Source organism: Mesorhizobium sp. Z1-4, assembly GCF_004000235.1.
In the GTDB taxonomy this organism is placed as follows: Bacteria; Pseudomonadota; Alphaproteobacteria; order Rhizobiales; family Rhizobiaceae; genus RCIO01.
On record NZ_RCIO01000002.1, the window covers coordinates 447,023 to 464,874 of the forward strand.

Annotated in this window: 22 protein-coding genes; 12 read left to right on the top strand and 10 right to left on the bottom strand. The window is 60.7% G+C overall.

Features of this window, described 5'->3' with window-relative positions:
* Positions 1-56: 56 nt before the first annotated feature.
* Both EP165_RS09165 and hemF read right to left on the bottom strand, forming a co-directional pair.
* A complete protein-coding gene (locus tag EP165_RS09165) occupies positions 57-962 on the bottom strand; it encodes a LysR substrate-binding domain-containing protein (RefSeq protein WP_127521668.1) in 906 nt (301 codons plus the stop codon).
* Positions 963-1,235: 273 nt separating this feature from the next.
* Positions 1,236-2,150 carry an oxygen-dependent coproporphyrinogen oxidase gene (gene hemF / locus EP165_RS09170; protein ID WP_127521670.1) on the bottom strand — a complete coding sequence of 305 codons (915 nt, stop codon included), beginning with the start codon at positions 2,148-2,150 and terminating at the stop codon, positions 1,236-1,238.
* Between the two features lie 117 nt (positions 2,151-2,267).
* On the opposite strand from hemF, the gene EP165_RS09175 reads away from it, so the two are divergent.
* A complete protein-coding gene (locus tag EP165_RS09175) occupies positions 2,268-2,525 on the top strand; it encodes a hypothetical protein (protein ID WP_127521672.1) in 258 nt (85 codons plus the stop codon).
* 24 nt (positions 2,526-2,549) lie between these two features.
* Here EP165_RS09175 and EP165_RS09180 read toward each other — a convergent pair whose 3' ends face one another.
* The 4 genes from EP165_RS09180 to soxR form a co-directional block, all read right to left on the bottom strand.
* Complete coding sequence (locus EP165_RS09180; protein ID WP_127521674.1) at positions 2,550-3,209, bottom strand: hypothetical protein; 660 nt, start codon at positions 3,207-3,209, stop codon at positions 2,550-2,552.
* Between the two features lie 10 nt (positions 3,210-3,219).
* The gene (locus tag EP165_RS09185) at positions 3,220-4,068 is read right to left on the bottom strand and encodes a hypothetical protein (protein ID WP_127521676.1); all 849 of its coding nucleotides are present in this window, start codon (positions 4,066-4,068) and stop codon (positions 3,220-3,222) included.
* Between the two features lie 128 nt (positions 4,069-4,196).
* Positions 4,197-4,691 carry a tRNA (cytidine(34)-2'-O)-methyltransferase gene (locus EP165_RS09190; protein WP_127521678.1) on the bottom strand — a complete coding sequence of 165 codons (495 nt, stop codon included), beginning with the start codon at positions 4,689-4,691 and terminating at the stop codon, positions 4,197-4,199.
* On the bottom strand, positions 4,688-5,137 hold the full coding sequence (soxR, locus tag EP165_RS09195; RefSeq protein ID WP_127521680.1) for a redox-sensitive transcriptional activator SoxR: 450 nt from the start codon (positions 5,135-5,137) through the stop codon (positions 4,688-4,690). Before soxR ends, EP165_RS09190 begins: the two co-directional genes overlap by 4 nt.
* 98 nt (positions 5,138-5,235) lie before the next feature.
* On the opposite strand from soxR, the gene EP165_RS09200 reads away from it, so the two are divergent.
* The 4 genes from EP165_RS09200 (at position 5,236) to EP165_RS09215 (ending at position 10,359) form a co-directional block, all read left to right on the top strand.
* A complete protein-coding gene (locus tag EP165_RS09200; RefSeq protein ID WP_127521682.1) occupies positions 5,236-5,619 on the top strand; it encodes a luciferase domain-containing protein in 384 nt (127 codons plus the stop codon).
* Positions 5,620-6,177: 558 nt separating this feature from the next.
* Positions 6,178-8,037, top strand: coding sequence for an ABC transporter ATP-binding protein (locus EP165_RS09205; protein WP_127521683.1), 1,860 nt, complete (start codon positions 6,178-6,180; stop codon positions 8,035-8,037).
* A gap of 116 nt (positions 8,038-8,153) precedes the next feature.
* On the top strand, positions 8,154-10,040 hold the full coding sequence (locus EP165_RS09210; RefSeq protein WP_127521685.1) for an ABC transporter ATP-binding protein: 1,887 nt from the start codon (positions 8,154-8,156) through the stop codon (positions 10,038-10,040).
* A gap of 4 nt (positions 10,041-10,044) precedes the next feature.
* Entirely contained in the window at positions 10,045-10,359 is a 315-nt protein-coding gene (locus EP165_RS09215; protein ID WP_127521687.1) for a DUF6665 family protein, read from the top strand.
* A 3-nt stretch (positions 10,360-10,362) separates the two neighbouring features.
* Here the strand turns inward: EP165_RS09215 and EP165_RS09220 are convergent, their stop codons facing one another.
* Complete coding sequence (locus EP165_RS09220) at positions 10,363-10,707, bottom strand: cupin domain-containing protein (RefSeq protein ID WP_127521689.1); 345 nt, start codon at positions 10,705-10,707, stop codon at positions 10,363-10,365.
* 309 nt (positions 10,708-11,016) lie between these two features.
* On the opposite strand from EP165_RS09220, the gene petA reads away from it, so the two are divergent.
* The 4 genes from petA (at position 11,017) to EP165_RS09240 (ending at position 14,424) form a co-directional block, all read left to right on the top strand.
* Positions 11,017-11,580 (top strand): ubiquinol-cytochrome c reductase iron-sulfur subunit, encoded by a 564-nt coding sequence (gene petA / locus EP165_RS09225; protein ID WP_127521691.1) that lies wholly within the window; start codon positions 11,017-11,019, stop codon positions 11,578-11,580.
* 19 nt (positions 11,581-11,599) lie between these two features.
* Entirely contained in the window at positions 11,600-12,907 is a 1,308-nt protein-coding gene (locus EP165_RS09230; protein ID WP_127521693.1) for a cytochrome b, read from the top strand.
* Positions 12,908-12,925: 18 nt separating this feature from the next.
* A complete protein-coding gene (locus tag EP165_RS09235) occupies positions 12,926-13,780 on the top strand; it encodes a cytochrome c1 (RefSeq protein WP_127521695.1) in 855 nt (284 codons plus the stop codon).
* Positions 13,781-13,878: 98 nt separating this feature from the next.
* Positions 13,879-14,424, top strand: coding sequence for an adenine phosphoribosyltransferase (locus EP165_RS09240; protein ID WP_127521697.1), 546 nt, complete (start codon positions 13,879-13,881; stop codon positions 14,422-14,424).
* A 38-nt stretch (positions 14,425-14,462) separates the two neighbouring features.
* Here EP165_RS09240 and EP165_RS09245 read toward each other — a convergent pair whose 3' ends face one another.
* Entirely contained in the window at positions 14,463-14,762 is a 300-nt protein-coding gene (locus EP165_RS09245) for a DUF6958 family protein (protein ID WP_127521699.1), read from the bottom strand.
* Entirely contained in the window at positions 14,755-15,303 is a 549-nt protein-coding gene (locus EP165_RS09250) for a GFA family protein (RefSeq protein ID WP_206075892.1), read from the bottom strand. The genes EP165_RS09245 and EP165_RS09250 overlap by 8 nt, the downstream gene beginning before the upstream one ends.
* A 208-nt stretch (positions 15,304-15,511) precedes the next feature.
* Here EP165_RS09250 and EP165_RS09255 point away from each other — a divergent pair, with 208 nt between their 5' ends.
* Entirely contained in the window at positions 15,512-15,997 is a 486-nt protein-coding gene (locus EP165_RS09255; RefSeq protein ID WP_127521701.1) for a DM13 domain-containing protein, read from the top strand.
* Between the two features lie 5 nt (positions 15,998-16,002).
* Here EP165_RS09255 and EP165_RS09260 read toward each other — a convergent pair whose 3' ends face one another.
* Positions 16,003-16,797 carry a DUF2189 domain-containing protein gene (locus EP165_RS09260; RefSeq protein ID WP_127521703.1) on the bottom strand — a complete coding sequence of 265 codons (795 nt, stop codon included), beginning with the start codon at positions 16,795-16,797 and terminating at the stop codon, positions 16,003-16,005.
* A gap of 336 nt (positions 16,798-17,133) precedes the next feature.
* Between EP165_RS09260 and EP165_RS09265 the strand changes: the two genes are divergently transcribed.
* Entirely contained in the window at positions 17,134-17,346 is a 213-nt protein-coding gene (locus EP165_RS09265) for a cold-shock protein (protein ID WP_127521705.1), read from the top strand.
* A 278-nt stretch (positions 17,347-17,624) separates the two neighbouring features.
* The gene (locus EP165_RS09270; RefSeq protein ID WP_127521707.1) at positions 17,625-17,837 is read left to right on the top strand and encodes a cold-shock protein; all 213 of its coding nucleotides are present in this window, start codon (positions 17,625-17,627) and stop codon (positions 17,835-17,837) included.
* The last annotated feature ends 15 nt before the right edge of the window (positions 17,838-17,852 follow it).

Sequence of the window (17,852 nt, forward strand, 5' to 3'; positions counted from 1 at the left end):
TCGGATGTTCCGACCATAACACAGAATGCGGCGAGAGCAGGAGTTGCCGCCAATATTCAGAGCTGCTGTGCGAACATTTTTCGGGTTTCGCCCAGCTGGGTTTTGATCCACGACTTGAAGCTGCGAACCTTCGGGTCCTCATGCCGCGAGGTGGCCGTAACCGCCCAATAGTGCATGCCGGTCGGCGCGCGGTGGCGGAAGGGCGCAACCAGCGCGCCGATGCGCAGCGGATACTCGGCAAGCGTTTGCCATGACAGCATGACACCCTGCCCGGCGATCGCGGCATCCTGCGCGAGCGCGGCGTCGGCATAGGTGTTGCCGAAGGTCAGGTCGCCTTCGGACAGGCCGAATTCATCGAGCCACAATTGCCAGGGCAGCGTGGAATTGAAATCGGCGACGATGGGCACTCCGGCGAGGTCGGATGGATGATGCAGCCTTTGCGCCAGTGCCGGCACGCAGACGGGGAATATCTCCTGTTCCAGCAGCGGCTCGGCTGTCACGCCCGGCCAGCCGCCCGGGCCGACCCTGATCGCGATGTCGATGTCGGAAGTTGCCGGGTCGATGAGCTGCACCGTTGCGTCGAGCCTGACCTGTATGCCCGGGTGTTTCGCCATGAAATCGCTGAGGCGCGGTACCAGCCATTTCGAGGCGAGCACCGGCGCGACGGAAATGGTCAGCACGTCATCCGGATGTTGGGCGGCCGAAGCGACAGCCTGATCGAGCGCGGCGAAACCGGTTGTCAGCCGCGCCAGGAACTCTCGGCCGAAGCGCGTCGGTACGAGCCCGCGCGTGCTGCGTTCGAAAACCTGCCGGCCAAGCTGCTCCTCGGCGCGAATGATCTGCTGGCTCACCGCACCCACGGTCACGCCGAGTTCGGATGCCGCAGCCTTCAGCGAGCCCAGCCGGCCGCAGCTTTCCAGTGCACGCAAGCCGTTGAGATGCAGCCGGTTCAGGTCTTTCATATAGGTTTTCTATATCGCGACGGAGCAATTCTCCATTGAAATTTGGGCTTTTCAGGCGGAAATTTGGGCGTATTGGAAAAGGAGCCGACAAAAATGCTGCAGATAATCTGGAGTATGTTCCGGTCAGCACGACCGCGGAGCCGGGCCGAGCGCGGTAAAGACTGGCATTGCGACCCGCTCGCGCATCCCGCTCTGGAGCGTATGACACCGGCCGAACTCGGCGATCTGCCGCTCGGCTCGCTCAGGTGCGATTGCCGCCACGGCTGAGTGGCCTTACGGCCATTTCACCTCGGGTGGCATGCTCGACAGGATCGAGTTCACATTGCCGCCGGTCTTGAGCCCGAAAATCGTGCCCCGGTCGTAAAGCAGGTTGAACTCGACATAACGGCCACGGCGAATGAGCTGCTCCTCGCGGTCGGCTTCCGTCCAGTTCTCGTTGAAATTCGCGCGGACCATGTGCGGATAAACCACCGCGAATGTACGGCCCACATCCTGGACGAAGCGGAAATCGGCGTCCCAACCGCCAGCGTCATCGCCGGACTTCAGCCAGTCAAAAAAGATACCGCCAATGCCGCGTGGTTCATCGCGATGAGGCAGGTAGAAATATTCGTCGCACCAGGCCTTGTAACGGTCGTAGTCGGCGACACCGCGGTGCTTGTCGCAGACAAAACGCATCGCCTTGTGAAAGGCCAGGCTGTCAGGGTGCTCCTGGTTGCGGCGGCGGTCGAGCACCGGCGTCAGGTCTGCGCCGCCGCCGAACCATTGCGACGTCGTTACCACCATGCGCGTGTTCATGTGAACCGCCGGAACGCAGGGGTTCTGCGGGTGGGCGATCAGCGAGATACCGGAGGCCCAGAAGCGGGGATCGTCTTCCGCGCCCGGGATCTGCTTGCGGAATTCGGGCGAAAATTCGCCAAAGACCGTCGATGTGTGTACACCGACCTTCTCGAACACGCGGCCATACATCATCGACATTGTTCCGCCGCCGCCCTCTCCCTCGTCGCGGAGCCACTTCTCGGGTTCGAAACGGCCGGGCGCCCGGTGGGCGAGCGGCCCGGTCAGTTCATCCTCAAGGGTCTCAAAGGCAGCGCAGATGCGGTCCCGCAGTTCCTCGAACCAGCTTTTCGCCGCTTCCTTTTTGACTTCAATGTCGTCGGGCAGGCCGGGCGGCAATTCGGGGCGTTCCATCTGAGGCAGTCTCCTTACCCGGCAGCCGCCCGCGCGGAGGCGGCCTTTCATTCGGGACTCGTCAATTCAGCCGCCGTTCTCTAAAGTTCAGGCAAGGACGGTCAAGGAGTTCTTTTCTTGAAAGTGCCCGCACGTCCATCGCTGGATAGTCTCAAAACCCGGCTCGACAAAGGCCGCGCGACGGGCGAGCGCCTGACGCGAGATGGTTTTCTGCGCGAGACATTCGTTCTGCCGCGGGAAGCGGCGCGGGTGAAAGCACGCGAGTGGTTCGACCGCTGGCCGAAGCAGGCCTATTGGACGGCTATCGAAAGCTGGGCCGAGCGCCCGGACGATGAAATCGAGTTCACCATGCGCCGCCTGCCGACAGCCGATTAGGCTGCTCCAGCTGCAAAGTCGCGCTCAGACAAATGCTGAAAAATGCAGGAAATAGAAGAGGGTTCCGCATACGGCGTTCGTTAGAATGAAGATTGTGAGCGTCGTAGTCAGGCCGTCATGAATTTTGCGCGCGGTCCGGCAGCAGGCAAACACAATGGCGGTTGCGAGGAGGGCGCAAATTCCTACGACCACTAACGCTGCCCAATGATAGGTAATGTCAGCATCCATCAGATAGCCGACTGCAGATCGCCTATTGTCGGTAACCATGCTGGTCAGGCCATTTACGCCGATGAATACAACGAGCATCGTAAAAAAATTCAGCGCAAAATAGGTGGCCCATTTATTGGCAAGGCCAAGAACTGGAGCCGGGAGGTCGCCGTCATCTACGAACACCCCGTCAGCTGGTTCAATAATATTGACGAAATATCCGACGAAACCAACAAATGCGAGAGCCAGAATTGTGGACAGGACCGCTGTGCCCACACCGACAGTTGCGTTCGGAGTATAGAAGCCGATGGAAACGAGTAGGAGAGCGGCAATTACACTGAATGCGGAGGCGTTATATGCGGCATGTTGCGTGAACGTTGTCATATGCCTTGGGCTTATTTTCACGGTGCGCGCCAATGTGTGAAGGTAACGAAAGCCATCCAGCATATCGCGAAGAAATCTAGCGATTGCTTCCATCGCTGCCGCCCTACTCTACCAAAGTGAATGCAATGCGCGGACGGCGGCGGCCGAAATCGCCCGGCAGATAAGTGGAGAGGTCGTTGACTTCGATCTTGTGCTCGCCATGTGCGGGAACAGCAAAGCTGGCTGAGTGCACGTTGCCCCTGAAGCTGCCCCTGCCTATCTCGATTGAGATTCGCCGGTAACTGCTGGCCTCTGCAATGGCACTGCCCACTCCGAGCGCCCGCTTTAGCCGCACAAATAACCCAGGATCTGGATTGCCAATCGATGTATCGTAGAGCGCAAAAAGCTTTTTCAGTTCAGGAGAATCTGTCTTTTCGCATCGATCACGCGCATTCAGAAACCAGATGTGGAAGCCGCTTAAGTCGGGCCCGGGCGTGCCGCTCACATTCTTGTGGTAATTATTTACGCTATGGCCGTTCACGGCCTTCCGATCATATTCGCGGTTATCGAAGCGGCCACGCTGCTCGATAGGCCCTACTCGCCGGCACAATGTTTCGATGCGATCGCGATAGAGTTCAACGATGCTTTCTCTCGTGTCTCCATCCTTCCGCACTGCCATGATTTTGACGTTGAAGATGGGGTCGAAGGTTTCGGGTAAATTCTCATCCCCGAATATATAAGCAAATCTGTAGCTTGTTCCTCGAATTGCGGCGTCGCTACCGTTGAGTTCTCGTTTGCCCAGATGTCTCCAACACAATTCACGCCCGTTTCGCGCGAGGTAGAGGAGTTCACCGCCGCCGAGATGCCTACTCTCGCACAGCGGAAACGATTCGGTCCTTTTTTTACTTTGCGAATGCGCAAAACCGCATGAATACGCAATAAGAAGGATTGTTGCCAAAATTCGTGGAAACATAGATTTCCTCCGATCGGACATACTTTAACTATATATTATTACATGGCATCAAATTTGAATCCAATAGAATCTAAAGGATTGCTACCCCTAACGTCTATCTAGGCTTTTGAGGTTCGTCGGCAGGGCGCTCAGGAAGGGGCTATAGTAGAAACTTGCCGCATTGCTTCGCCTGCCGCCATCGCCGCTGACATTGCCAGATTGAGGCTGCGGCCGCTGCCCGGCATCGGGATCAGCAGGCGTGCGGCAGCGGCGGCGTGGACCTCCTCCGGCGCGCCGGACGATTCGCGCCCGAACAGAAGCGTGTCACCCGGGCGGTATTCGAACCGCGTGTAAGGCGTGTCTCCGGTCGTAGTGAAGAGGATCAGCCGCCGGCCCTCCGCCTTGCGGTTCTCCTCAAACGATCTCCAGTCGTCATGGCGGGCGAGCGCTGCCATTGCCAGATAGTCCATGCCGGCGCGCTTTAGCGCGCGGTCGGAAAAGTCGAAGCCGGCCGGTCCGATCACATCGACCCCGACACCCAGGCATGCGCCGAGCCGCAGGATGGCCCCGGTGTTTCCCGCGATGTCGGGCTGATAGAGCGCGAGACGGAACCGGGTCGGGGAAGCGGTTGAACCGGTGTTCATTTCGGCTGCTTGTCGCCCAGCCAGTAGCGCGGGCCGGCGCCCTTGCTTGCAGCCTTGTCGGCCGGATTGACCAATTTGCACTGCCGCATCGACAGGCAGCCGCAGCCGATGCAGTCCGCCAGACCTTCCTTGAGGCGCTGCAACTCGCCGATGCGTTCGTCGATGCGGTGGGCCCAGCCGGAGGAGAGCTTGTGCCAGTCCGATTTTGTCGGAGTGCGACCATCCGGCAGCTTGGCGAGTTCGGCGCCGATCTCCTCGAGGGTCAGTCCGACCTTTTGGGCGAACACGATGAACGCGATGCGGCGCAGCGTCGAACGGACGAAACGCCGGTGCGCCGAGCCATTGCGTTCGGAACGGATCAGGCCGCGTTCTTCGTAGAACCGAAGTGCCGACGCTGCGACACCGGACCGCTTCGCGACCGCACCGATTGTGAGAGTGGTTTCCATGTGCGCCTATTCATCACGATTTGCGCTTGACTTCAAGTTAAGTTGAACTTCTATTTGTCGCGCTCCCGTTCGAAAGACGATTTCAAGGAGCACCCATCATGGAAAGCAGAAGCCGGTTCGGCCGGCAAATAATCGATGAAGTCGGATCATGGTTCGGTGTCAGCGCCAGTCTGGGGCGGCGGGGCGAGATCCGCTTCAAGGTCAACCGGCACGAAATCGGATATCTGGACAGCGGAAACGCCGCCTTCTTCCGGTTCGAAGGCCCGCTGCGTGCGCAACTGAGGCATGCGGGGCGGGTCGCTGACCACCCGCTTTTTCCGCAAGGCGCGGGGCCGCTGGTGCGCCGCATCAGCTCGGAAGAGGACGCCCGCGATGTCGTGCGCCTGTTGTGGATCAACTACGAGCTTGCGATCGCCAGGTTCAATCGTCGCGCCGAACGGGCCGCCATGCCCGCGATGGCGGCCCGGATGGTTGCCAATTGACAACACTGAGGACGATAGTGGGTCTCCGCGCCGATACGGGCTGGCAAGCACGGGCGCGGCAGGCTATAAGCCGGCCTCTCGAAACCGAAGCCAATGGAGGCAGTGATGGATAACTGGATGCTCATCGCGACAGCGCGCCTCCGCAGCGGGGCGTTTGCCTGACGGCGGACTCGGTTCGGACCTTACTGACAATTTCATAACGCGTCGCCGAACTCCGCCGGAACCCCGTTCCGTTTCGAGAGAGTTCATCCATGCACGCAAGAAATCCCAAGGCCCGCAAGGGTCAAAGCCCGTCGCCGCTCCATCCGCTTTCGTCCGACGCGGCAATACTGCCGGAGCCCGCTCCGCCGACTCCTGACAAGAGGCTGTCGGCAGCATTCACCGCCGCGCTTGGCACGGCCGCACCGGCGACCGACAATAAGGACGCCGGGCAAAACAAAACCAAGGGCGGTCACGGCCGGCCTGACCAGACCAACAAAGCGGCGAAGCCTGCGACGCGACCGGGCTTTTCCGGTCACCGCAGCGGCCACCGCTGAAGCCCAGAGAAGGCATGAGACCATGTTCAAATGGTTTGAAACTCGACTGAACCCGTTCCCGCCCGAGGAACCTGTGCAGCCCCCGCGCAATCTGGCGGCATTCGCCTGGCATTATTCGCGCGGGGTCTGGCCATGGTTCGCGGTTGTCGGAGGACTGACCGCGATCATCGCGGTCCTTCAGGTGGTTGTGTTCAGCTTCCTGGGAGACATCGTCGACTGGTTGACGGGTGCGAATCCCGAGACGTTCCTGCGTGACGAGTTCTGGAGCCTTGCGGGGATGGCGGCGATCGTGCTGCTGCTCCTGCCGGCGCTGGGACTCGTGCACAGTCTCATCATGCACCAGACGATCTTCGGAAATTATCCGATGCTCATTCGTTGGAAGGCGCACCGGTATCTGCTGCGGCAGAGCCTTGCCTTTTATCAGGATGAGTTTGCCGGCCGGGTTGCAACCAAGGTGATGCAAGGCGCGCTTGGCGTGCGCGAGATGGTGACCAAGGCGCTCGACGTCTTTGTGTTTGTTGCAGTCTATTTCGTCTCGGCCATGGTGCTCGTGGCGAGTTTCGACCTGTGGCTGATGGTGCCGTTCGTTGTCTGGCTGCTCGCATATTCTACACTTCTGCGTCACTACCTGCCGAAGTTACGCGACATCTCGGGCAAGCAGGCGGACGCGCGTTCGCTCATGACCGGCCGTGTGGTCGATAGCTACACCAACATCATGACCGTGAAGCTGTTTGCCCATGCCGGCCGGGAGGAACGGTATGCGCGCGAGGCGATGTCGCAGTTCCTCGATACCGTGCATCCGCAAATGCGCTTTGTGACCAAGCTCAACTTCGGGCTGAACTTGTCGAATGCGATGCTTCTTGCCGCTGTCGGTGCTGTCGGCATCTGGTCGTGGACCGCGGGCGCGGTGACTGTCGGCGCGATTGCCGTTGCCATCGGCCTGGTCATGCGGCTGGAAGGCATGAGCCACTGGATCATGTGGGAACTTGCCGGCGTGTTCGAGAATATCGGCATGGCACAGGACGGCATGGACACGATCGCGCGACCGCGGCAGGTCCAGGACAGACCTGCGGCCGAAACACTCGATGTGAAGCGCGGCGAGATTGCGTTCAAGAACGTCCGCTTCCACTACGGCAAGGAAAAGGGTGTCATTGAGGACCTGACCCTGTCGGTGAAACCCGGCGAGAAGGTCGGTCTTGTCGGCCGGTCCGGCGCCGGCAAATCGACGCTGATCAATGTGCTGCTGCGCCTTTACGATGTCGAGGGCGGCAGCATCCTGATCGACGGGCAGGACATAGCCAACGCCACGCAGGACAGCCTGCGCGCCAATATCGGCATGGTCACGCAGGACACGTCTTTGCTGCACCGCTCGGTGCGCGACAACATTCTCTATGGCCGCCCGGATGCGACCGAGGAGATGATGATCGAAGCTGCGAAGCGGGCCGAGGCACATGAGTTCATTCTCGAACTCACCGACCCGAAGGGCCGCAAGGGCTACGACGCCTATGTCGGCGAGCGGGGCGTGAAGCTTTCGGGCGGGCAGCGGCAGCGTATCGCGATCGCACGCGTCATGCTCAAGGATGCGCCGGTGCTGATACTGGACGAGGCTACGTCGGCGCTCGATTCGGAGGTGGAGGAGGCTATTCAGCAGAACCTCTACCGGCTGATGGAAGGCAAGACGGTGATCGCGATTGCGCACCGGCTGTCGACCATTTCGGCTATGGACCGGCTTGTGGTTCTCGACCAGGGCCACGTGCTGGAGCAGGGCACGCATGACGAGCTTGTCGGCACAGGCGGGCTTTACGCCGAACTGTGGCGCCGGCAGTCGGGCGGCTTCATCGATGTCGATGCCAATGTGGAACGGCAGGACGCAGCGGAGTAGCCGTTCCTGCTTGACCATCTGGAGCGGTTGCCTTCGAGGGGTGCGCGCTCCAACTATGATTGCCGCCGCGGCCGTCGCGGCCGCGGCGGCGCGTTCCGCAACGAAAAGTGGGTCGGATGAGCGAAGCGAACGGCAAGCGTGACCGAATATGGAGCTGGGCCGAAAGGCTCATCGATCCGTTTTCCGACACGGGTCGCGAGGTGCTGCCGCGCGAGGCGCTTCGTTTCATCCTGTTTTTTGCCAATCAGGCCAAATTCCCGTTCGTGATGCTGCTGGTGATCGGCGGATTGTCCGGGGCGGTCGAGGCCGGCACCTATTGGGCCATCGGCTGGCTGATCGACATTCTGGATGCCACATCGCCGGCGGCGCTTATCGAAGATTACTGGCCGCACCTGACGGCGCTGCTGGTGCTCGTGCTGGTTCTGCGGGCCGCCGTGGTGATCGCCGCGGCCGTCGTCGAGCAGCAGATCATCGCGCCGCATTTCTTTCAGCTCGTACGCTGGCAGGCGTTTCGTCGCGTCATCGAGCAGCCCTACGAATTCTACCAGAACGATTTTGCGGGGCGCATTGCCACCAAGATACTGCAAGGGGGCGAGGCGACGGGCGATTTCATCGTGTCGTCGCTTCAGACGATGTGGTCATTTTTCACGTTCCTCGTGCTGGCGGTGACCATATTGACGGCGCTCGATCCGGTCATGGGCCTGGTTATGGTGGTGTGGCTCGCGGCCTATGGCGTGACGGCCTGGAAGCTGTTGCCGCCGCTGCGCGCCGCAGGCCGCAAGACTGCCGATGAAAGGTCGATCCTGAACGGGCGGCTTGTGGACGCGTTCACCAACATCATGGCTGTCAAGCTGTTCGACAGCGGCCGGCGCGAACACGCCTTCGTGCGTGACGGCATGGAACGGTTTCTGCAGGCAGTTCGGAAGCTGACGCGAGCGATCACCAAGGTGCGCGCGGCAGTTGCCATCATCAATGGGCTGATGATCGCTGCCGTCGGGATTCTCGTCGTACGGGGATGGATGGCCGGCGGCACCAGCACCGGCGAGGTGGCGGCGGTCATGGGTCTTTGCCTGCGCCTCAATCAGATGTCGGGCTACGTGATGTTCAATATCAACGGCCTGATCCGCAATTTCGCTACTGTGCAGGACGCGACGGGAACGATTTCGGTCGAACCCGCCATTCGCGACGCTGCTGACGCGCGGACGATGGAGCGAGCTTCGGGCGACATCGTGTTCGACAATGTCACTTTCAACTACGGCAAGGATGCCCACACGCAGGCCGATCGCGTCATTGCCAATCTCGACCTCCATATCCAGCCGGGCGAACGAGTGGCGCTTGTCGGTCCCTCGGGCGCTGGCAAGACGACGATAGCCAATCTGGCGCTGCGGCTGTTCGATGTCGAAAGCGGCCGGGTATTGCTCGACGGAAACGATATCCGCACGCTGACCCAGGGATCGCTGCGCCAGCAGTTCGGAGTCGTGAGCCAGGACCCGATGCTGATGCACCGCTCGATCCGCGACAACATCGCCTATGGCAAACCGGGATCGAGCGAAGACGAGATCATCGAGGCGGCGAAACGCGCCTCTGCGCATGAGTTCATCATGGGTGTGGCCGACCAGCGCGGCCGCAAAGGTTATGATGCCCATGTCGGCGAACGCGGCGTAAAGCTGTCGGGCGGCCAGCGGCAGCGAATCGCGATCGCGCGCATGATGCTCAAGAATGCGCCCATACTGATACTGGACGAAGCGACATCGGCACTCGATTCCGAAATCGAGGCGGCGATTCAGGAAAACCTGTTCACCATGATGGAAGGCAAGACGGTGATTGCGGTGGCGCACCGGTTGTCCACGATTGCCGCGCTCGACAGACTTGTCGTTCTCGATGAAGGGCGGATCGTGGAGGAGGGCCGCCATGACCAGCTTCTCGCCCGCGGCGGGCTCTACGCGCAGCTGTGGAAACGGCAGTCTGGTGGGTTCCTTCCAAGCCGCCTGGCCGCTGAGTAGCGCCTTGGCGGTTCGCCCTCCCAGCCAATATGCGAGATCCGCCATCGGCGGACCGGTCAATACACTCGGGCCGCTCGACCATGAAATCATGGGTGAAAAGGCGGCGTCGCTGGGCCGTGCGGGTGAGCGGGTGCAGCTGACGCTGCGGCGCTTGAACGAAGGCCGGCCGGAGGCGCGCGACCGGCTGCTCCGCGAGGCGGCACAGGCCGTCTATGCCTATTTTATCCAGCGTGAGCTTTGCGGCCTCAGGCGCCATGCGGATGTGATCCGCGAATATGCGATTCCCGGCGAAGTGCTCGCCCGGCTGGGCGCCAGCTAACGGCTATTCAAGCCACTCGGTCACGAAATCCTCGTTTTCGTGAATGTCGATCGTTTCCAGCCGGCCCGGCCCCAGGTTTGAAAATTTGTGCGGCAGGCCGGCAGGCACGGTGAGAATCTGTCCCGCGGTTGCCCGAATTTCGCGGTCGCCAACGGTAAAAAGCGCGTTTCCCGCCTTGATGATGAACGTCTCGGGGTAGGGGTGCGAATGCAGGCGCGGCCCGCCGCCGACGGTGTCGAAGTCATTGAATATCAGGCATATGCCGGCATCCAGTTGGCGCCCCAGAACTTCGCCGTTCCACTTTTCAGCGTCGCCCGACCAAGCAGATTTTTCGATCACCTTCACCATCCGGCAATCTTATCGCTCGGGCGCACGAGCGTCATGATCCTTCAGCACGGCTGGTTTGGGCCAGAAGCGCAGGCGGCAACGGCAGCAGCAGCAGCCGAAAAGAGAGGCTGGACCCATATCGCCGGCGGGCCGCGACAAACTGCCCACAACCTGCGCGGGCGTCTGGACAAGCCTAGCTCACGCGCATAGAACCCAACGCCGAACGCCGGGGGATTCCGCGCGCCGAAATGGCCTGCTTTTCGATACCGAGCGGCCATCGGGCGCAGGCCTCGTTCCGCCGGCAAGCAATGCCGAAAGGATAGCCATCCCGTGAGCGCGACCGAAACGACCGATCCGAACCGCCGCGACTTTCTCTACATAGCCACAGGAACGGCAGGCGCAGTAGGCGCGGCCGGCGTCGCATGGCCCTTCATCGACCAGATGCGCCCGGATGCCTCGACGCTGGCGCTGGCGACTATCGACGTGGATGTTTCCGGTGTCGAACCCGGCATGTCGATCACCGTGAAATGGCGTGGCAAGCCGGTGTTCATCCGCAACCGCACGCCTGAAGAGGTCGAGGCCGCGAAGTCCGTTCCGCTCGAAGAGCTGAAAGATCCGGTCGCGCGCAATGCGAATGTTGCATCCGATGCACCGGCCACAGACCTGGAGCGCTCGGCGGGCGAGGGCCGGGAAAACTGGATCGTCATGATCGGCTCGTGCACGCATCTCGGCTGCGTGCCGCTCGGTCAGGCAGGCGATTTCGGTGGCTGGTTCTGCCCCTGCCACGGTTCGCACTACGATACGGCCGGCCGCATCCGTAAGGGTCCGGCGCCGGAGAACCTGGCGGTGCCGACGTTCAATTTCATTTCCGAATCCACGATTTCGATCGGCTGAGGCAGGAGAGGGCACGCATATGAGTGGCGGACATTCCACCTACGAGCCGAAGACGGGCATTGAACGCTGGATCGACCAGCGTCTGCCGCTGCCGCGGCTTATGTATGATTCATTCGTGGCCTATCCGGTGCCGCGCAACCTGAACTACGCCTACACATTCGGTGGCATTCTCACCATCATGCTGGTGGCGCAGATTCTGACCGGCATCGTGCTGGCCATGCACTACACCGCGCATGTCGATCTCGCCTTCAATTCGGTCGAGAAGATCATGCGTGACGTGAACTCCGGCTGGCTGCTGCGTTATCTGCACGCCAACGGCGCATCGTTCTTCTTCATCGCCGTCTACATCCATATCTTCCGTGGTCTCTACTACGGCTCCTACAAGGCGCCGCGCGAGATGCTGTGGATTCTCGGCTGCATCATCTACCTTCTGATGATGGCGACGGGCTTCATGGGTTACGTGCTTCCCTGGGGTCAGATGAGCTTCTGGGGCGCCACGGTCATCACCGGGTTCTTCACCGCCATTCCGCTGGTGGGCGATTGGATCCAGCAGCTGCTGCTTGGCGGCTTCGCGGTCGACAACCCGACACTCAACCGCTTCTTCTCGCTGCATTACCTGCTGCCGTTCATGATTGCCGGCGTTGTAGTTCTGCATGTGTGGGCGCTGCACGTGACGGGTCAGACCAACCCGACCGGGATCGAGGTGAAGTCGAAGACCGATACGGTGCCGTTCACGCCGCACGCCACCGCGAAGGACATGTTCGCGATGATCGTGTTCCTGGCTGTGTTCGCCTACTTCGTCTTCTACATTCCGAACTATCTCGGCCACCCGGACAACTACACCGAAGCCAATCCGTTGAAGACGCCGGCACATATCGTGCCTGAATGGTACTACCTGCCGTTCTACGCGATCCTGCGTGCGATCACCTTCTCGATCGGGCCGATCGATTCCAAACTCGGCGGCGTGCTCGCCATGTTCGGTTCGATCCTGGTGCTGTTCTTCGTGCCGTGGCTCGATACCTCGAAGGTGCGTTCGGCGGTCTACCGTCCCTGGTACAAACTGTTCTTCTGGCTCTTCGTTGCCGACGCCATCTTCCTCGGATGGCTGGGCGCCAAGCCCGCGGAAGGTGCCTACGTGGCCATGGCGCAGATCGGCACTTTCTACTACTTCGCGTTCTTCATCATCATCATGCCCGTGCTTGGCCTGATCGAAACGCCGAAGCGGCTGCCCAACTCGATCACCGAGGCAGTTCTGGAAAAGAACAAGGGTGGCGAGGCTGCCGCGCAACCGGCTGCCAGCAATGCATCGCCCGAAACCCGAGGCTGAGGCTCGAAAGGACTTCTCATGAAACTGATCCTCAAGGGATTTCTCGCTCTCAGCCTGAGCATCGCCGGTGCCGGCATGGCCTCGGCGGCGGAGGATGGTGAAGGCGGCACACCGCACTATCCGATCGAGCATCCGCACGCCGCGGACTGGTCGTTCGCCGGGCCATTCGGCACCTATGATCGCGGCCAGCTGCAGCGTGGCCTGAAGGTGTACCGCGAATCCTGCGCGGCCTGTCACGGGCTGAGCTTCGTCTCGTTCCGTACGCTGGAGGATCTCGGCTATTCGGAAGCCCAGGTCAAAACGCTGGCGGCCGAATACACCGTGATGGACGGCCCGGATTCGGCAGGCGACATGTTCGAGCGCGCCGGCATCCCGTCTGACTATTTTCCGTCGCCTTTTGTCAATGAGGAACAGGCAGCGGCTTCCAACAACGGCGCCGCGCCGCCCGATCTTTCGCTGATCGCCAAAGCGCGCGGCGTGGAACGCGGGTTCCCGACGTTCGTCTTCGACATCTTCACCCAGTATGCCGAAAGCGGACCCGACTATGTCTACAGCCTGCTGACAGGTTATACCGACGAGATACCCGATCATGTGAGCGTGCCGGAAGGCGCGTATTACAACCCGTATTTCGTGGCGGGTCCCGCGCTCGCGATGCCTGCTCCGCTTTCCGATGGCCTTGTCACCTATGACGACGGGTCCCCCGAAACGGTCGACCAGTATGCGAAGGACGTGACAGCATTTCTGATGTGGGCGGCCGAGCCACACATGGAAGCGCGCAAGAAGACGGGCTTTGTGGTGCTGATCTTCCTGGTGCTGTTTGCCGGGCTGACCTATCTCACCAAACGCAAAGTGTGGGCCGACACCGCGCACTGAGCGAAACGGCCAGACATGCGATAGAGGGCGCCGCTGGCGCCCTTTTCATTTGCGGCCAAAGACTGCAAGAATGGCCGGGCTGGCAACGGGCGGGGCACATGAGACAATCACTGGAAGAAACGCTGCTTTCGGCGATCCGTACGATCCCGGATTATCCGAAACCCGGTATCCTGTTTCGAGACATCACCACCCTTCTCGGCAATGCGCGGGCCTTCCGGCGCGCTGTCGACGAGCTCGTTCACCCTTACGCGGGCGAAAAGATCGACAAGATCGCGGGTATCGAAGCGAGGGGCTTCATCCTGGGTGGCGCGATCGCGCACCAGCTTTCCTCCGGCTTCATTCCGATCCGCAAGAAAGGCAAGCTCCCGCACGAAACCGTGCGCGTCGCCTACAGCCTCGAATACGGCATTGACGAAATGGAGATGCACCGCGATGCGGTGAAGGAAGGCGAGAAGGTCATTCTGGTGGACGACCTGATCGCGACCGGCGGTACGGCGGAAGGGGCGGTGAAGCTGCTGACCCAGATGGGCGCAGATATTGTCGCCGCCTGCTTCGTCATCGACCTGCCGGATCTCGGCGGGCGCAAGAAGCTGGAAGCGCTTGGCGTCGATGTGCGTACGCTGATCGCCTATGAGGGGCACTGAGCCGGGCGCTGGGCATATCTGGCTCCCGGCCGCCAGCTTCACACCTTGTACAGCCGCACCGGGCTGCCCGGCGCCCGCTTGATCGTGCCGCGTGCCTCCTGATCGAGCTGCACGGCCTTCAGCCACCAGCCCGCCTTTTCGCCACTGGGAAAAAGATCGTCCGGCAGCAACGGCAGCAGACGCTTCTTCGTTTCCGCGACGGTGATGCCCGGAGCATCGGAAGGCAATACCTCGAGCATCGCATCGCGCATGGCCTCAAACTTCGGCCGATCCAGACGCGTCACGTAGCCGGGTGAGGTGATGCTCAGCACCTCGATCTTGCCGGATGAATCAGTCATCGAGATATCCTGTAACGTAGTCGATCCTGGGCGAACGGAAGCCCATGGCGATCCATGCTGAAAGCAGGCGCCACATGAACCGTCCGGAATGTTTGGCATAGCTCGGCAGGGCGTCGTGGAATTCAACGCCGGCGCGGCGGTCCTGTGTCATGGTGCGCATCTCGGTGGCCGGGCGCTCGCCGGGCGCAAGCCGGTCGCGATAGACGCTCAGCCAGTGACCGCCTTTGAACTCCAGGAACATTGGACTGTTGCAGCAGGTCGCGATCACACGTCGGGTCGGCGCCTCCGTTGAAAGCCGGTATTCCTTGAGGAATTCAGCTCCATGGTTGCAATGGACCCGGTCCTTGCGCTGCAGGACGTATGGTGTACCGCCGTCCGTTTGCAGAACGGGTTCCGCGCCGGCCAGGCCCTCAAACTTCAGCGCCGCCTTCTGGCAACTGGAGCAATAACAGGCGGATGTGACGATCGGCGCGCCTTTGAGAGCAAGCTCGCATTTGCCGCATCGGCAATGCGCCATTTTTTCCATGTCGTGTGACGGCATTTCGTTCTCCGGCAATTAAAATTAGACTGGACGGTCTAGTTTGAATTGTCAATCGTGTTCGCGTCTGCGGTCTGACTCCGCTGCCGATATATTCAAGGCGAATTGGTGCCGGCCCGCCGACACATGAAGCAAGTGCATTGTGCGTCCTGACCGGCCAGCTTGATCGAATGGTGATTTCGCTGCACTGTGCCAATCGAAGGGGGGCAGGATGCGCTTACTGGTCACATTTCTCTTCGGTGCGGTGTTCGGTGCCGCCGGCGGTGTTGCGCTCGGTTTCTTCCTGTTCCCTTATGTATTTCCGCCACCGCCCGCAGCGGAAGAGTTGCGTTCCGTGCAAGCCGACAAGCGTGCGGAAGGTACATTCATTCACGCCAACCCGAGCGATCCAATCCACTATGGCAGCGGTGGCGTTTCGGTCTATTCGGACACCGTATTTCTGCATGAGGACTTCGAGGTCGGGCCGGGGCCGAAATATCATGTCTATCTCGTGCCAAGGGCAAACATACGCTCGTCATCCGATCTTTCGGACGCGATGTATGTAGACCTGGGCCAGCTGCGCGCATTCAAGGGCAGTCAGAACTATGCGATCCCTGCCGGCCTGAACCTCGATGACTATCCCAGTGTCGTCATCTGGTGCGAACAATTTTCGGTGCTGATTTCTCCTGCCGATCTCCGTTTCGACACCTCAAGCTGACGCTTTTAGGCCGCGATCAGCCTGCGATAGAGGTGCCATGTGGCGTGGCCGAGCACCGGCAGTACGATGATCAGTCCCGCGAACACCGGCAGGCTGCCGACTACCAGGAGCACGGCGACGATCAGACCCCACACCGCGATTTCGAACGGGTTTGCAAGCGCTGCGCGCCAAGAGGTCGTGATCGCGGCCCATGCGCCGACGTCGCGATCAAGAAGCAGCGGGAATGCAACGACGCCGGTGCAGAGCGCTGCCACCGCGAAGGCGAAGCCCGCAAGATTACCGACGAGCATCAGTATGCGCCCTTCGGCGGTGTAAAACACGTTGGTGGCGAATTCGGTGATGGTGCCTGGCGGAATCGGGCCGAACAGCCATACATAAAGCCCTTGGGCAACCAGCATCCAGGCAACAAAGATGCCGACCATCAACGCGCCGACCCAGGCAATCGCCGGCAATGCCGGCGATTTGCGCACACTAAGCGCGTCGCGCCAGGTGGCGTTCTGGTTCATTTCGCGCCTGCGGCTGATCTCATAGAGGCCGATCGCTGCGAAGGGTCCGATCAGGGCGAAACCCGAGGCAAGCGGGAAAATCAACGGCAGGGCGCTCGCAGAAGAGGTCCAGGCGGCAAGCACAACCCCGACCAGCGGGTAGATGATGATTATGAAGATGATGTGCGATGGCATGGCGACAAAATCGTCGATGCCGGCGCGCAACGCATCGGCTAGGTCGTTAAGGCTTATACGGCGAACTTCCGGGTGCGGAACCGCACCCTTGGCGTCTGCGAGAACGTGGAACTGGCTCATGGTCACATCCCTCCTGCCGGACCAGGGCGGGAGGTGCGATGTCCCGCACCGGTCGCGGGTTTTGTTGGGTGAGGGGCCGTATCAGCTTTGGCTTCGTGCGGCTCAAACGGCCTACAAACTGCGCTCATTATAGCGCGTTGCAATAAATCGGCGAACTCAATCCAGCTTGTTTGTCGTTCAATTTCGTGGCATAGGCCCGCGCGTTCGGGCATTTACTGACCCGGAGACTGGATCGCCAAACGTGCTCCCTTCCCCGAAATCGTGAACTCTCGACATTAGCGAAACCGTGCACGCGGCACGGACGCGTTCATTCGCGGGAATTACGGAGTAACCGCAATGGCTCAGACAGGCACTGTCAAATTCTTCAACGCAAGCAAGGGCTTCGGCTTTATCACCCCGGACGACGGCAGCAAGGATGTGTTCGTGCATATCTCCGCCGTCGAAGCTTCGGGCATGCATAGCCTGGCTGAAAACCAGAAGGTCTCGTTCGACGTCGAGCCTGACCGCCGCGGCAAGGGCCCCAAGGCCGTCAATCTCTCCGCAGCCTGATTTCAGGTGCGGTCCGGGCGAGCGGTTCGCAAAAGTTTCGCTTGCCCGCCCCGACAAAATGGGGAACATTCGCCGGGTTCGGGCATTTGCGGGCCCGGAGATTGGACAATGGCTAGCGCCCGGGTAGCGTGACGATACTGCGCGCCGGGCTGTTTGCGCGACCGAAATAAAAAGAACGACGGCGCCTACCGGACTTTTTCTTCTTCCCGCAGTGAACGACTTCGACCTGCCCGGTGCGAGCCGGGCAAATGAAATTGGGAGAAAAAGGAGTTTCCCCAATGCCCCAGTCGGGAACCGTCAAGTTCTTTAACCATGCCAAGGGGTTCGGCTTTATCACCCCGGATGAAGGCGGCAAGGACATTTTCGTCCACATCTCCGCCGTCCAGGCGTCCGGGTTGCCCGGTCTCGAAGACGGACAGAAAGTCTCATTCGATACCGAGCCTGACCAGCGCGGCAAAGGCCCCAAGGCGGTCAATCTGTCGGTAGGCTGAAGCCGGCCGGGATTT